Annotated in this window: 14 protein-coding genes and 1 pseudogene; 6 read left to right on the forward strand and 9 right to left on the reverse strand. The window is 70.1% G+C overall.

Annotation, left to right across the window (positions count from 1 at the left end):
- Positions 1–7: 7 nt before the first annotated feature.
- The gene (locus tag ACFW3L_RS21705) at positions 8–1,090 is read right to left on the reverse strand and encodes a methyltransferase domain-containing protein (RefSeq protein WP_378743275.1); all 1,083 of its coding nucleotides are present in this window, start codon (positions 1,088–1,090) and stop codon (positions 8–10) included.
- 338 nt (positions 1,091–1,428) lie between these two features.
- Here ACFW3L_RS21705 and ACFW3L_RS21710 point away from each other — a divergent pair.
- The 3 genes and pseudogenes from ACFW3L_RS21710 to ACFW3L_RS21720 all read left to right on the forward strand — a co-directional run.
- Positions 1,429–1,641 (forward strand): annotated as a pseudogene (locus ACFW3L_RS21710) (winged helix-turn-helix domain-containing protein); the annotation flags it as partial.
- A gap of 3 nt (positions 1,642–1,644) precedes the next feature.
- Complete coding sequence (locus ACFW3L_RS21715) at positions 1,645–2,232, forward strand: UTRA domain-containing protein (protein ID WP_378743297.1); 588 nt, start codon at positions 1,645–1,647, stop codon at positions 2,230–2,232.
- Positions 2,225–2,746, forward strand: a complete 522-nt coding sequence (locus tag ACFW3L_RS21720; RefSeq protein WP_378743277.1) for a GNAT family N-acetyltransferase — start codon at positions 2,225–2,227, stop codon at positions 2,744–2,746. The genes ACFW3L_RS21715 and ACFW3L_RS21720 overlap by 8 nt, the downstream gene beginning before the upstream one ends.
- On the opposite strand, the gene ACFW3L_RS21725 is transcribed toward ACFW3L_RS21720, so the two are convergent.
- The 7 genes from ACFW3L_RS21725 to ACFW3L_RS21755 all read right to left on the reverse strand — a co-directional run bounded on the left by ACFW3L_RS21725 (position 2,719) and on the right by ACFW3L_RS21755 (position 8,976).
- The gene (locus tag ACFW3L_RS21725; RefSeq protein WP_378743279.1) at positions 2,719–3,177 is read right to left on the reverse strand and encodes a DUF6912 family protein; all 459 of its coding nucleotides are present in this window, start codon (positions 3,175–3,177) and stop codon (positions 2,719–2,721) included. The genes ACFW3L_RS21720 and ACFW3L_RS21725 overlap by 28 nt on opposite strands.
- Before the next feature lie 54 nt (positions 3,178–3,231).
- A complete protein-coding gene (locus tag ACFW3L_RS21730; protein ID WP_017542480.1) occupies positions 3,232–3,888 on the reverse strand; it encodes an HAD family phosphatase in 657 nt (218 codons plus the stop codon).
- A 138-nt stretch (positions 3,889–4,026) separates the two neighbouring features.
- Positions 4,027–5,697 carry a glycoside hydrolase family 3 protein gene (locus ACFW3L_RS21735; RefSeq protein ID WP_017542479.1) on the reverse strand — a complete coding sequence of 557 codons (1,671 nt, stop codon included), beginning with the start codon at positions 5,695–5,697 and terminating at the stop codon, positions 4,027–4,029.
- 97 nt (positions 5,698–5,794) lie between these two features.
- Entirely contained in the window at positions 5,795–6,283 is a 489-nt protein-coding gene (locus ACFW3L_RS21740; RefSeq protein ID WP_017542478.1) for a PTS glucose transporter subunit IIA, read from the reverse strand.
- Positions 6,284–6,365: 82 nt separating this feature from the next.
- Entirely contained in the window at positions 6,366–6,602 is a 237-nt protein-coding gene (locus ACFW3L_RS21745) for a glucose PTS transporter subunit EIIB (RefSeq protein ID WP_110049939.1), read from the reverse strand.
- Between the two features lie 119 nt (positions 6,603–6,721).
- The gene (locus tag ACFW3L_RS21750; RefSeq protein ID WP_378743282.1) at positions 6,722–8,191 is read right to left on the reverse strand and encodes a PTS transporter subunit EIIC; all 1,470 of its coding nucleotides are present in this window, start codon (positions 8,189–8,191) and stop codon (positions 6,722–6,724) included.
- Positions 8,192–8,238: 47 nt separating this feature from the next.
- Positions 8,239–8,976, reverse strand: coding sequence for a GntR family transcriptional regulator (locus tag ACFW3L_RS21755; protein ID WP_378743284.1), 738 nt, complete (start codon positions 8,974–8,976; stop codon positions 8,239–8,241).
- Positions 8,977–9,258: 282 nt separating this feature from the next.
- Here ACFW3L_RS21755 and ACFW3L_RS21760 point away from each other — a divergent pair, with 282 nt between their 5' ends.
- Both ACFW3L_RS21760 and ACFW3L_RS21765 read left to right on the forward strand, forming a co-directional pair.
- Positions 9,259–10,299 (forward strand): SIS domain-containing protein, encoded by a 1,041-nt coding sequence (locus ACFW3L_RS21760; RefSeq protein WP_017542474.1) that lies wholly within the window; start codon positions 9,259–9,261, stop codon positions 10,297–10,299.
- Positions 10,300–10,552: 253 nt separating this feature from the next.
- Positions 10,553–10,948 (forward strand): YciI family protein, encoded by a 396-nt coding sequence (locus tag ACFW3L_RS21765; RefSeq protein ID WP_378743286.1) that lies wholly within the window; start codon positions 10,553–10,555, stop codon positions 10,946–10,948.
- A gap of 73 nt (positions 10,949–11,021) precedes the next feature.
- On the opposite strand, the gene secA is transcribed toward ACFW3L_RS21765, so the two are convergent.
- Positions 11,022–13,868: a preprotein translocase subunit SecA gene (gene secA, locus ACFW3L_RS21770; RefSeq protein WP_017542472.1), complete on the reverse strand. Its 2,847-nt coding sequence runs from the start codon at positions 13,866–13,868 to the stop codon at positions 11,022–11,024.
- A 386-nt stretch (positions 13,869–14,254) separates the two neighbouring features.
- Between secA and ACFW3L_RS21775 the strand changes: the two genes are divergently transcribed.
- Entirely contained in the window at positions 14,255–14,698 is a 444-nt protein-coding gene (locus ACFW3L_RS21775) for a hypothetical protein (RefSeq protein WP_378743289.1), read from the forward strand.
- Positions 14,699–14,823 lie beyond the last annotated feature (125 nt).

Here is a 14,823-nt window from a genome sequence, read left to right on the forward strand (position 1 = left end):
TCCACCCCTACACGGCGTGCTCCCACTCGCCAAAGGGGGCTCGGACCCGGCACACCCCGGCGCCGAGGTCGGCTTCCAGGGAGAACTCCATCAGAGCGGGCCAGCCCTCCCCTGCCAGAAGATCGTGGGCCACGCGCAGGCGCTCCACCAGATCCGTGGGGCCTCCGCCGTGGGCGGCGCCGTCCGGCCACAGGTAGGCCCAGGAGCCGTCCGGGGCGCCGAGGTAGACGATGGGTCCCACTCCTCCGCCGAACGGGCGCATTCCTATCCCGATACGGACCCCGGGAAGCATGAGCATGAACCGGGTGACGCGATCATCCTCAGTCAGGTCCTCCACGGTGAAGGGCAGGACTCGGGTACCTTCCGACTCGCGTCCCATCCCGGGGAACTCACCCCGGGGGACCCTCCGGGTACGGTCCCGCATGAAGAACGCCTCGCACACGAACGGTCCGGCAGCGCTCTTCGGTCCGGCCTTCCGCAGAGCGGCGACCGGACTGGCGTGCGAGTCCGAACGCGGCCCCCAGGGAACCACGACCAGCCCGTCCGGCTCCAGTCCGTCGAGCCAGGAGACGGGCACTCGACTTACCGAGCAGGTGGCGATGACGGCGTCGTAGGCACCCTCTTCCGGCAGCTCCGCGCCATGGACCACCGTCACCTCAGTGCCCTCCAGGTTCCGCTGGGCTCGTCGGGCCACCTTGGGGTCGATTTCGATGGTGGTGACGTGGCCGGTGGGTCCGACAAGGGAGGCGAGGACCGCTGCGTTCCACCCGGTCCCGGTGCCGATTTCGAGTACGCGCATGCCGGGCTCGATCCGGGCTGCGGCGATCATGTCAGCCATGAGTTGTGGGGCGGACGAGGAAGAGGAGGGGTGGTTGACGGCTCCGCTGCCTCCGTCGTTGGCCTGGGTGACCACCGCGTCATCGCCGTAGACGTAGGCGGCCCACCGGGCGGGGTCGGCCGAACGGATGAGCGGTAGCCCCTGGATGTCGGGCCAGACCAGGTCAGGGATGAACCGGTGCCGGGGATGGTCGGCGAAGGCCGCACGCACCGTCTCGGACGTGTCCAGCCCGCGTACGAGGTCAGAGTGCATCCGTTGGAGGTCCGTCACTTATGAACCGTCCCCGTGCCTCCGCAGTCCTGGCAGGTCACCACTTCCTTGTCCTGCCCCCAACCCTTCTTCTGTCCGTCACTGGTGATGACGAAGCTTCCCTCACCACGGCAGGCACCACATTTGACCTCGGCCATCACAGCTCCCGATCCAGGGGGTGCGCGAGGGGACACGTCCCTCGCCCACCAGGGGAATCCCGAACGGCGCCCCCAACGGAGATCGACTCCGAGTCATCCCATGGCGACGCTCAGCACCATCTGAGCACGGGTGGCTTAAGCCAGTCAAGGTACTGGCTCAAACCACTTGCGTAGGATGTCCGCATGACTTCTGAGGAGCGCGAAGAGCAACCACCCCCCAGCAGAAGAATTGCCGATCACCTGCGCACGGCAATTCAGGACGGAGACCTTCTCCCTGGGGAAAAGCTGCCCTCCGAACGCGATCTCGCACAGACGCACGGAACCGCCCGTAACACCGCCCGTGAGGCGGTCCGTATTCTCGCGGAGGAGGGACTGGTCGACCGTCGGCACGGTTCCGGCGTGTTCGTACGGGAACGACGGAAGGCACTCCGGTTCGGGGCCGAGCGGTACTCCCGACGTCTGCGGGAGGGGACGGGGCTCTCCCCCTACCGCGCGGAACTCGCGAAGCAGGGCCTGATCCCCCGTGTGGACTGCGTGTCCATCGAGCGCGTCATCGCTCCTACGGAGATCACCGAAAGGCTGGGACTGTCCGCCGAGGCACCGGACGTGGTCCGCAGGGAGAACTGGTACTACGCGTCGGACGGTGCGTCTGAACACCCTGTGCAGATGGGGATCACGTACGTGCCCTGGCCCATCGCCGAGGGGACCCCCCTGGCGACCTCGGCGAACCTGGGCAAGGGCAGCCTGTACGCCCGTTTCGAGGAGCGCGGGCACCGAATCACCAGGAGCCGTGAGGAGGTCACCGCTCGTATGCCGTCTCCCGAGGAGTCGCGCGGACTCAATCTGCCCACCGGAGTTCCGGTTCTGGAAGTGCTGCACACCGGGATCGACCAGGCGGGCCGCCCCTTCGAGGTGACACGCTTCGTCATGCGGGCGGACCTGGCGGCGCTGGACTACGACATGGCGGTGGAGGAGACGGATGAGTGACCGAGTGCGGGTCCGGGAGCGGACCGAGGCGGACCTCGCCCCCTTGGGCGACCTCCTCGTCCGGGTGCACGCCCACGACGGCTACCCGGTGGAGGGGGTGGCACACCCAAGGGCCTGGCTGACCGACCCGGGGTTCCTCCGCTCCTGGGTGGCCGAGCACGACGGCGCGATTCTAGGGCAGGTGAGTCTGGCCGAACCCGAGGGCGCGGACGCGGTCGCGCTGTGGAGCGAACGGACCGGACGCGCCCGCGACGAGGCGACGGTGCTCTCCCGCCTGTTCGTGAGCCCCGGGGCGCGCGGCCGGGGCGTGGGCGAGTCCCTCACCCGCGCGGTGATGGACCACGCCCGCCTGCACGGCTCGGCCCTGGTGCTGGACGTGATGGCCAAGGACCGGGCCGCCACCCGCCTGTACGAACGCCTGGGCTGGGAGCGTCTGGGCGCGATCACGCACGCCTTCGACGGATCCCCCGGGGTACCCGCGTACTGCTACGTCTGGGACTCCTCGACCAGGTAGCGGATCTCCTGGACCGCGAACCACATGAGCTCGTGGTCCTCGGCGGCTTCGGAGGCCGGCTCGGCCGCGGCCTCGGCGATGTCGTCCGCCGCGTCGGTGTCATCCAGGTGCGCGGACCGGAGCTTCTTGTAGGGCACGCCGCCCCGGACGGTGACGCGGGCGACCCCGTCCGCGTGGCGAGCCTCGTGCTCCACGGCGGCGTCGGGCATCTCGGCGGCGAGGACCACGCGGCGGCGGGGCGCCCCGGGGTCCTCGGACAGCATGCGCAGGGAGGCCTCGGCCGCCGCGTACATGGCGTCGTACTCGGCCTCCTCGGGGTCCCCGTCGGGACCGGCGTCGGCGGTGAAGGCCGGGAGGGCCTCCCCCTCCAGTCGACCCCGGTCGAGCAGGGCCGCGAGCGCGGGGACGGTACTGGGCAGGAAGACGTACATGGGCTCTCCAGGCGGGATCGGGTCCCTACGAGTTTCCCAAAGAACCCGACGAGGTCAGACCGGCTGCCGCTGGTGGTCGTCCTCCGGGGCCAGGAAGCGGGACAGCGCCCGACGGGTGCTCTCCACGTCCGTGTGCAGGATCCCGGTCATCCCCAGGGACTCGGCGGTCTCGATGTTGTGCGCCAGGTCGTCGATGAACACGCAGTCCTCGGGCTCCAGGCCCAGCTGCTCGCAGGTGAGCAGGTAGATGCGCTCCTCGGGCTTGCGCATGCCCACCTCGCCGGAGATCACCACCGTGTCGAAGGTGGCCGCGAAGTGGTCACGCGGGTATCCGTTGCCCCAGGAGTTGGACAGCAGCGCGGTCGCGTGTCCGCTCCCCCGGGCCGAACGCAGGGTCTCGTACATGCCGTCGACCGGGTCGAAGTGCGCGAACATGCGCTCGATCAGACCCTGCGCCCGTACCGGGGCGCCGTGGGTGGAGCGCAGCAGGGCGGCGAGGTCGCGTTCGAACAGGTGGGTCTCGATCTCGCCGCGTTCCAGGGCGTGCACGGGGTTGTCCGGCACGCTGTCGTCGAAGTACGGACGCATGACCTCGTGGTAGTGCTCGATGTCGATGCGGTCGGACCTGAGCCAGGCCCGGATTCCCTCGGGCAGGGGTGGGGTGAGTACACCGCCCCAGTCGGAGATGACCCCTCGTCGGGTGCCGTTCATCCGGTCGCCTCCTTCGGTGATCGCCATGGGGACCACCCGCCCGGACCTGTGCGGAGCCGACGGAGCCGGACGGGGACCGGGTTCTTCCCGTTCCCCGTCCGGTTCAACCGCGCGTCACCCGGTGGCGACCCGGTGGCGTCAGTAGCCGAGTCCGGTTCCGGAGGCCACGTCGGCACCGGGGATGTCCACCGGCAGTGTCCCGGAGGGGTCGACCTCTCCGGCGATCACCCGGGCGGCAGCCACCCGGGAGACCTCGACCGCCGAGTACAGGGCCAGGTAGGCGTCGACGTCCGGGAAGGCCTCCAGGTCGTAGGGGCCGCCCTGGGCGACCACGACCACCGGGGTGCCCTGGGAGCGCCCCGCGGCCACCATCCCGCGCTGCTCCTCGGAGCCCCGCGCGTTCCGGGTGCCGACCACCAGCACGTCCTCGCCGCCGTCCACGACCTCCAGTCCGGCGTCGGTCAGCGCCGGGGCGATCCGGTCGGCGCCCTCACCCTGGACGCGCACGCGCGTGCCCGCGTCCAGCGGTAGGAGGTCCGCCTCGTTCCGGACCAGGGTGACCGAGGCGTCGGCCACCCGCTGGGCCGCCTCGGCGTGCTCGGGGTTCTCCATGGCCGCGTCGGCCTGGGCCGGGTCGGCGGACTCGCGTTCCAGGACGCCGCGCTTCTCCTTGAGTGTGAGGACGCGCAGCACGGACTGGTCGATGCGCTCCTCGGTGAGGCGTCCGCTCTCGACCGCCTCCCGGATCGCCGCCACGGCGGCTCCGGGGTCCGGCGGCATGAGGAGCTGGTCCACCCCCGCCTCCACCACGCGGACGGCGACCTCGCCGTCGTCGTGGGTCTGGCGCACGCCCTCCATGTTGAGGGCGTCGGTGGTGACCACCCCGTCGTAGCCGAGCTCGCCGCGCAGGATCTCGTCGATGATCACCGGCGACAGGGTGGCCGGGTCCTCGCCCGGGTCCAGCTGCGGCATGAGCACGTGCGCGGTCATGATGGCGTCCACGCCCGCGTCCACGGCGGCCCGGAACGGCGGCAGGTGCTCGGCCTCCCAGCGGTCCCGGGGCAGGTCGATCACGGGCAGCCCCGTGTGGCTGTCGACGTCGGTGTCGCCGTGTCCGGGGAAGTGCTTGATGACCGGCACGACGCCGTGCTCGGAGTAGGCGTCGGACTCGGCCAGCACCATCTCCGACACCAGTTCCGGGTCGGAGCCGAAGGAGCGGATACCGATGACCGGGTTGTTGGGGTCGGTGTTGACGTCGGCGTCGGGCGCGTAGTTCATGTTGACGCCGACCGCGAGGAGCTCGTCCGCCGTGGTCGACGCCCGCAGCGCGGCGAGGTCGGTGTCACGGGTGGCACCGACAGCCATGGCATCGGGGAACAGGGTGCCCACGGGCATGCGCACCACGAGGCCCTGTTCCTGGTCGATGCTGACGAACAGGGGCACCCCCTGACCGACCTCGGCCGCTTGGTCCTGCATCCCCGCCGACATCCGCGCGATCTGCTCGGCGTCGTTCAGGTTGGCGTCGAAGTAGATGACGCCGCCGGGCCTGTGCGCCTCGATCTGGGCGGCGTTGTCGGCGGCCGTGGTGCCCTGCGCGGTCAGGACCAGGAGCTGGCCGATCTTGTCGTCCAGGTCCATCTCGGCGAGCAGCTGCGGGGCAAGGACCGGCTCGAAGGGCTCGGCCGTGGCCTCCGCACTGGGGTCGTTCTCGGGCGAGGTGTCCACCTCCTCGGGTGTGGTGCAGGCTGTGGTGATCAGGGTGAGGGCCACGCAGGCCGGGGCCAGGGCGCGTGGCACGGACGATCTCATAAGGGACTTCATCTCCGCCGGATCGCTGGTTGCGGCCGGAGACTACCCGTTCGCCGGAGCGGGCAGGACACACCCCGCCGTGGCGGGGGGCGGGGGCTCACTCCCAGACGAACAGGACCTCCCCCGGCTCGACCGCTCCCGCGGCCAGGTCCGCGAGGCCGCCCGGCTGGGCGTCCAGGGCCACCACCGGCACGACCGAGGGTCGACCGGCGGCGGCGACCGCGCCGGGCGACCAGCGGATCACCGGTGTGCCCGCCGCCACCTCCGTGCCCTCCTCGGCCAGGAGGGTGAACCCCTCCCCCGCGAGCTGCACGGTGTCGATGCCCAGGTGGACGAGGACACCGCGTCTGTTGTCGGCGGCCATGACCACGTAGGCGTGCGGGTGGAGCTTGACGAGGGTCCCGGCGATCGGGGCGACCGCCTCGTGTTCGGACTCCTGGCCGCCCTCCTGTCCCGGTTCGGGGTGGACGGCCACACCGGGGCCGACCATGCTCTGGGAGAACACCGGATCGGGGACCGTGTCCAGGGACATGGCGGTTCCGGCGACGGGCGAGAGTACGCGCAGCGCACCGTTCAGGTCTGACATGGAGGAGGTCTTCCCTGGGAGGGGGACTTAACCCGGAAAAGGGGCGGCCAAAAGAGTACAAAGGCCCGACTTTGCCGAACCCCTATTCCAGCAGGTCCTGGATGTCGTCGGTGAGGGAGTCCGCCTCCGGGCCCACCACGACCTGGACCACGTTGCCCGAGACCAGGACGCCGTGCGCGCCCGCCGCCCGGAGGTCCGCCTCCCGGACCAGAGCGGGATCACTGACCTCGGTGCGCAGCCGAGTGATGCAGGCCTCGATGTCCTCGATGTTGGCCGCGCCGCCCAAACCGGCGACGATCGCCGTTGCCTTGTCCGACATGTGCCCTCCGTGCTCTACCCGGGATCACGTGACCCGGGGGGTCTGAGCCGAGCTTAGAGGTGGTGTGCCTCACACGCCAGGGTCGGCACGGTGGTCGATCGTCGCCGGGGGCGCCGGGCTCAGCCGGAGCGGCCGGGATCCCCGCCGCTCGGGGCGTCCGGTCCGGCCTCGGCCGTGCCGTCCGCCGTGGCCGGGGCCGTGTGCGGCGTCCCTCCGGGCTCGTCGGGGTCGGGCTCGCGTCCGGGGGTGGGGAAGTTGAACCTGCTGATCAGGACGTAGAAGATCCCGAAGTAGACCAGGAAGTAGAACGTGCCGAACAGCAACAGCACGCCGAGCCCCTCGGTGTTGCTCTTCGTCGCGTTCAGCAGCAGGTCGATCAGCCCCGCCGAGAACCCGAAGCCCAGTTGGACGTCCAGCAGGTTCATCAACGCCAGCGAGACGCCGGTGAGCAGGATGTGGACCGCGAAGAGCACCGGCGCCACGAAGATGAAGGCGAACTCCACCGGCTCGGTGATGCCCGTGACGAAGGCGGTCAGCGCGGCCGGAATCATGATGGAACCGATCTGCGCGCGTCTGGCCCTGGACGCGGTCAGCCACATCGCGAGCGCCGCTCCCGGGAGACCGAACATGAGCACCGGGAAGAAGCCGGACAGCATCGTGCCCGCCTCCGGGTCACCGGCGAAGTAGCGCGTGATCTCCCCGTGCGAGACCACGCCGCTCTCGTCGGTGTAGGTGCCCGAGACGAACCAGACGAACGAGTTCACCACGTGGTGCAGGCCCAGCGGCAGCAGGATGCGGTTGACGACCCCGTAGATCCCGGCTCCGAGGGCTCCCGCGCCGATGAGGGCCTCGCCCAGGTTCTGGATCCACATGCCGACGATCGGCCAGACCAGGCCCAGCACCACGCCCATGCCCAGACCGGCCAGGGCGGTGACGATGGGGACGAAGCGGCGGCCCCCGAAGAAGCCGAGCCAGGTGGGCAGCTTGATCCGGTGGTAGCGCTGCCACAGCACGGCGGCCACCAGGCCCACCACGATCCCGCCGAGCACGTCGGTGGGGTTCTTGACGGCGTGGTTGATCATCGGGAGGACGGCGTTGACCGCCTCCGGGTCCGCGACCGGTTCACGGGTCACCGGATCGGTCGCGAGCGGATAGGTGACGAGCCGCGACCCGATGTCCCCGGCCGGGCCGTCGAAGGTGACCATCGTCCAGGTGGCCACGCGGTCGAACACCAGGTAGCCGACCACGGCGGCCAGGGCGGTCGAGCCGTCCGCGCGCCGGGCGAAGCCGATCGCGACACCGATCGCGAACAGCAGCGGCAGGGCCTCGAAGATCGCCTCACCGGCGGTGCCCACGGCACCCGAGACCGGCTGCATCCAGCCCATCCCGTCGATCCCGGCCAGGCCGTCCGCTCCGAGGAGGTCGTCCTGTCCGAGGCGGAGCAGGATCGCGGCGGCGGGCAGGACCGCGATGGGCATCATCAGGCTCCGGCCGAGCCTCTGGAGCACGGCCAACGCGGCGGAGGAGCGTTTGCGCGGGGGGTCCCCGGGTTCGGCGGGGGCCTTCTTCGCGGGGGTGGGGTCCGACATGGTGGGGGGTCCTCCCTCTCGGACGCGCGCCCCGAGGGCGCGAGACGTCAGTCTCCGTGCCTCCGCGGGTCCAGGCGGGAGTGCAGCTGGTAGCGGTCGGCACGGTAGGTGGACAGGGCGAGTTCCACGCACTGTCCCTTGGCGAAGCTGCGGCGCTGCATGATCAGCACCGGGCTTCCGGCGGGTAGGCCAAGGAGACGGGAGTCGGCCGAGTCGCAGATCCCGGCCTCGATGGTCTGCTCACCGGAATCCAACAGGATGTCGAACTCGTTTTCCAGGACCTCATAGAGAGATCGTTCGGCCAGATCGTGGTCCTCCAGGCCGGGCACCATGGCCGCCGGGATGTTGGAGCGCTCGACCGCCATGGGCTCGTCGTCCGCCGTACGCATGCGTTCGATGTGGTGGACGAGGGTGCGGGGGGCGATGTCGAGCATGCGCGCGGTGTGGCCGCTGGCCGGGATGACCTGACGGATCAGCTCGCGCGCGCCCGGCTCGAAGCCCCGGGCCCGCATGTCCTCGCTGAAGGAGGCCAGGACCAGGGACATCTCGATCTTCGGCCGGGCCACGAAGGTGCCCTTGCCCGGGACCCGGTACAGGCGGCCCTCGGCGACGAGGAGGTCGATGGTCTGGCGCACGGTCATGCGGGAGAGGCCGTAGGTGGAGCTGAGCTCGCGCTCGGAGGGGACCATGTCGTCCACGCCCAGCCCCGCCGCGGTGATCCAGTCCAGGAGCAGATCGCGGAGTTGGACGTACTTCGGCAGGGGGTTGCTGGCGTCGATCGGCATGGAGCGAGTGGCCTTCTCGGTCGGCGGGTCGGGTGGTCCGGTGGTCGGCGTTCGACCTTAGCGCGGCATCCGCCCGGACTCGTGACACTTGCCGGGTCATGCCGGGATCTGACTGGTATAGTCCGGACTAGACCATAGCTCGACCCGCGTGTCAATCCTCCTTGTGGCACGCGGAGTGAACCAGCATCGTGGCTGGCCAGCGGCGTAGTCCGGGCCGTCCACGCGACCAGCGCGGCCCCCGGCGTACGGCCAGGACCGCACGTCCCCACCGGAAGGCTCCGTATGTCCACCACGAGCATGATGCTCTCCGAGATCGCCGAACAGCCCGAGGCCCTGCGCCGGACCTTCGCCGAACTGCTGCCCCTGCGCGGGGAGATCGAGGCGCTCGGCCGCGCCACCAAGCACGTCCTGTTCATCGCCCGGGGCTCCTCGGACAACGCGGCGGTCTACGGCAGCTACCTCCTCCAGGCGCACACCGGCCGCCTGGCCACGCTGGGCTCGCCCTCCATCGCCACCGCCTACGGCGCGCGGATCGACCTGTCCGACGTCCTCGCTGTGGCCATCTCCCAGTCCGGCAGGACGGAGGAGATCGTCGAGACCATGCGCTGGGCCGCCGACTGCGGCGCCCGGACCGTCGCCGTCACCAACGGCGCGGACTCCCCGTTGGCCACGGAGGCCGACGTCGCCCTGGTCACGCGGGCCGGGAACGAGCTGGCGGTCCCCGCCACGAAGACGTACAACACGCAGCTGGCCGCGCTCGCGGTGCTGGCCCTGGGCCTGGGCGCGAACCTGGACGCCGGAGAGCTGGAGCTGGTGCCCGCCGGGATCGAGGAGACCCTCGCCGCTCCCACGGACTCCCTGGAGGAGATCGTGGAGCGGATGGTGGCCGTGCAGGGCGCGGTGATCTCCGGTCGCGGCATGGCCTTCTCCACCGCCCTGGAGGCCGCCCTCAAGCTCAAGGAGGCCTGCTACCTGCACGCCATGGGGCTGTCCTACGCGGACCTCCAGCACGGGCCCATCGCCGTGGTGGACCCGCGTACCCCGGCCCTGCTGGTGGCCGCGCCCAGCGGCCCCACCCTGGAGGGCACGGTCGCCCTCGCGGAGCGGGTCCGTTCCGCCGGGGCCCCGGTGTTCGGCTTCGGCGGCGGTTCCGCCCTCGCCGCCGCCAGCGACGTGTCGGTGCCGGTCCCGGACGTGCCCGAGTGGGTCGCGCCGATGAACCTCATCGTCCCCGCCCAGCTGCTCACCGAGCACCTCGCCCGGCGCCTGGGCTACGACCCCGACGTTCCGCGCGGCCTCAACAAGGTCACCCAGACCACCTGAGCCCCGGCCTTCCCCCCGCGACCCGCCGCTCCCGTTCTCGTGGGTCTCGGGCCGCACGGGACGTCCACGGCCCGGTACCGCGCACGCGGCGCCGGGCCCTCGGTGTTCCAGGGCACCCCACACACTCGTCCCGGGCCCGTCGGTGTTCCAGGCTCCGGCAAAGGAATCCGGCCGACCGGGTCGCGTACGCGTGCCCGACTCCGCCCTGTCGTAGGCGCGACCCACAATGGGCGCACCACGCAGAGGAGAGACCATGGCCAAGTACGTGATGATCAAGCACTACCGGGGCGCCCCGGCCTCAGTGAACGACGTCCCCATGGACCAGTGGACGCCAGCGGAGGTCGCGGCACACGTGGGGTACATGAACGACTTCGCGGACCGGCTGAGGGAGACCGGGGAGTTCGTGGACTCCCAGGCGCTCGCCCCGGAGGGGACCTTCGTGCGCCACGACGGTGAGGGACGACCGCCCCTCACCTACGGCGCCTTTCCCGAGGGCAAGGACCTCGTCGCGGGCTGGATGGTGATCGACGTCGACACCTACGACCGCGCACTGGAACTGGCCGGGGAGCTCTCGGCCGCACCCGGGGCCGGGGGACGGCCCATCCACGAGTGGTTGGAGCTGCGCCCGTTCCTGGGGCCGCACGGCTGACGCGCTGACGCGTGTGGGCGCGGCCCCCTCGGGAGCCGCGCCCACACGCGTGATCTCTGGTGTCCCTCAGCCGTTACCGGGCCGTGGGGTCACCGTGGCACTTCTTGTACTTCTTGCCGGAGCCGCAGGGGCACGGCGAGTTGCGGGCGGTACCCGCGTACTCGTCGTCCACCGTCTCGGTGTGCCGCTCGACGGTGCCGTCCTCGCTCGGCGCGGAGTACTGGAGCCTGTTCGGCTGGTCCTCGCCGAAACCGGGGACCACCACGTCCTCGGCGGCCTCGGCCTCCTCGGTGGGAGCGTCCGCACCGGCGGCCTCGACGTCCTCGTCCACGGCCGTGGCCACGGCGGTCGCCCCGGAGGAGCCACCGACGGTGGCGGCGGTCTGCGCGGCGGCGGCGGCCGTCAGCGCGGGCTCCGCCTTCTTCTGGACCTGGACCTCGACGTTGAAGAGGAAGCCGACCGACTCCTCCTTGATCGCCTCCAGCATCTGCTGGAACATGTCGAAGCCCTCGCGCTGGAACTCGATCAGCGGGTTGCGCTGGGCCATCGCGCGCAGGCCGATGCCCTCCTGGAGATAGTCCATCTCGTAGAGGTGCTCACGCCACTTGCGGTCCATGACCTGGAGGATGACGCGGCGCTCGACCTCGCGCATCGCCTCCTCACCGAGCTCGGCCTCGCGGGTGTCGTAGGCCGCCTTGGCGTCCTCGACCACCTGGGTGGCGATGAGCTCGCCGGTCAGGGTCTGGAGGTCGCCGTTCTCCTCGACGAACTCGTCGACGGTGAAGCTGATCGGGTAGACCTGCTTGAACGCCCGCCAGAGCTTGTCGAGGTCCCAGTCGTCCGGGTCGCCCTGGGCGGTCTCCTCCACGACGTAGCCGCGCAGGACCTCCTCCAGCATCTCGATGACCTGGTCGCGCAGGTCCTGGCCCTCCAGCACCTTGCGGCGCTCGGCGTAGATGACCTTGCGCTGGCGATTGAGGACCTCGTCGTACTTGAGGACGTTCTTGCGGATCTCGAAGTTCTGCGTCTCGACCTGGCCCTGGGCGGAGGCGATCGCCTTGCTCACCATGCCGGACTCGATCGGCTGGTCGTCGGGGATGTTCAGCTGGTTCATGAACACCTCCAGACGACTGGAGTTGAACAGACGCAGCAGGTCGTCCTGGAGCGACAGGTAGAAGCGGGACATGCCCGGGTCACCCTGACGGCCGGAACGGCCCCGGAGCTGGTTGTCGATACGGCGGGACTCGTGGCGCTCGGTGCCGAGCACGTAGAGACCACCGGCCTCGACGACCTTCTCGTGCTCCGCCTCGAACTCGGCGGTGGCCTTCTCCAGCGCCTCGGGCCAGGCCGCCTCGTACTCCTCCGGGGTCTCCAGGGGGCTCAGGCCACGGGCCTGGAGCTCCTCGTCCGCGAGGAAGTCGGGGTTGCCGCCCAGCATGATGTCGGTACCGCGACCGGCCATGTTGGTGGCCACGGTGACGGAGGCGAGCTTGCCCGCACGGGCGATGATCGACGCCTCACGGGCGTGGTTCTTGGCGTTGAGGACCTCGTGCGGGACGCCCTCGCGCTTGAGCATCCGGGAGAGGAGCTCGGACTTCTCGACGCTGGTCGTACCGACCAGGACGGGCTGCCCCTCCTCGTGGCGCTCCGCGATGTCCTCGGCCACGGCCTGGAACTTGGCGTCCTCGTGCTTGTAGACGACGTCCTTGACGTCCTCGCGGACCATCGGCTTGTTGGTCGGGATGGGGACCACGCCGACGCCGTAGGTCTGGGTGAACTCCGCCGCCTCGGTCTGGGCGGTACCGGTCATGCCGGACAGCTTCTCGTAGAGGCGGAAGTAGTTCTGGAGCGTGACCTTGGCGAGAGTCTGGTTCTCGTCCTTGATCTTGACGCGCTCCTTGGCCTCGATGGCCTGGTGCATGCCCTCGTTGTAGCGGCGACCCGCCAGGACGCGACCGGTGAACTCGTCGACGATGAGGACCTCACCGTCCTTGACGATGTACTCCTTGTCCTTGCGGTACAGCTCCTTGGCCTTGAGGGAGTTGTTGAGGAAGCTGATCAGCGGGGTGTTGACGGCCTCGTAGAGGTTGTCGATCCCCAGCCAGTCCTCCACCTTGGCGACACCGGACTCGGTGATGCCGACGGTGCGCTTCTTCTCGTCGACCTCGTAGTCGGTGTCCTTCTTCAGGCGGGGCGCGATCTTCGCGAACTCGGCGTACCAGCGCGAGTTCTGCTCGGAGGGGCCGCTGATGATCAGCGGGGTGCGCGCCTCGTCGATGAGGATGGAGTCGACCTCGTCGACCAGGGCGAAGAAGTGGTCCCGCTGGACGGTGTCCTTGAGCGAGAGCGCCATGTTGTCGCGCAGGTAGTCGAAACCGAACTCGTTGTTGGTTCCGTACGTGATGTCGGCGAGGTAGGCGTTGCGGCGCGCCTCGGCGGTCATCTGGGGGCCGACGACGCCGACCTCCAGCCCGAGGAAGTGGAAGATGCGGCCCAGGTTCTGGGCGTCGCGTCGGGCGAGGTAGTCGTTGGTCGTGATGACGTGCGCGCCCTTGCCCGCGAGGGCGTTCAGGTACACCGCGAGGCTTCCGGTCAGGGTCTTGCCCTCACCGGTCTTCATCTCGGCGATGTTGCCGAGGTGCAGGGCCGCCGCGCCCATGATCTGGACGTCGAAGGGACGCTGGCCCAGAGTGCGCTTGGCCGCCTCACGGACGGTCGCGAAGGCCTCGGGGAGGAGGTCGTCGAGGGACTCCCCCTCCTCGTAGCGCTCCTTGTACTCCTTGGTCAGGTCGCGCAGTTCGTCGTCCGAGAGGTCGACGTAGTCGTCCTCAAGGGCGTTGACCTGGTCCTTCAACTTCTTGAGCCGGCGCAGGATCTTACCTTCACCCGCGCGCAGGAGCTTGTCGAGTATGCCTGGCACTTCCTATGCGCTCCTCGCAGATCGCGGTTGGCTCCACCGAGGGGTGGAGAGTCAGATCTAGGCCCGCTGACCGCTTCCCTTGGCCGTGGAGGTCAGGGGTCAATCCTGGGTCCTCGGGCCTACATCCTAGAGGACCCGGAACCGCTTCCCGTCCTCTGGACAAACGAGCGGGACGGGCCTGGATGTTCCCACCTTTTTCGTGATCATTCGTGCAGAGTCGCGCATTGTTCCGGGTAGTTCAAAGGGAGAGAGCGGTGGTTTCGGCCGACCCTTTCCGTCGGTTCGGGCGAAACTCCACCGAACGCGACCGTGTTCCCAGGGGGACCACCATGCGAACCAGAAGAGAGCGTGAGCCCACAGAGACGACCGGCACCGGAACTCCCCGGTTGTCCAGAACTCCGGACGACGCCGTGGACGAGTTCCTCCACGGACGGCGGCCCACCGTGCTCGGGCCCCGCGACGACGAGGATCCGGGACTCGCGTGGGAGCAGTACCGGCCCACGGGCGACGACCAGGACCGGAACGGGCGCATCCGGGGCTTCCAGCGCCAGGGCGGTTCACTGGCCCCGTCCAACGGGCACCGGGGCAGCGCGGCGTCGTGGGCCTGCGTCGCCCTGGCCGTGGTGGGCTTCGGCCTCGGCGGCCTGGCACTGGTCCTGGGCGGGTCGGTGCCGCTGCTGGTCGCCGGGGTGGTCCTGATGGTCGCCGCCGCCGTCGTGGCGGTGGCGTTCGACATCCTCAGCGACGTGGTGCTGGACCCGCCGCGCCTGGAGGCGGAGGAGCCGCACCAGACCCCGCTCCACCGCATCAAGCACCCGCGCAGGGCCTGACCACACGCGTCGCGGGGGGGGGGGGGGGGCCCCCCCCCCCCCGAGGGGGGGGACCCCCCCGCGGGGGGGGGGGGGGGCCTGTCCCCCAGGGCGAGTGGAAGCGAAGAACGGAGCCCGCGGTGTAT

The organism is Nocardiopsis sp. NPDC058789, assembly GCF_042745575.1.
GTDB lineage: Bacteria > Actinomycetota > Actinomycetes > Streptosporangiales > Streptosporangiaceae > Nocardiopsis > Nocardiopsis eucommiae.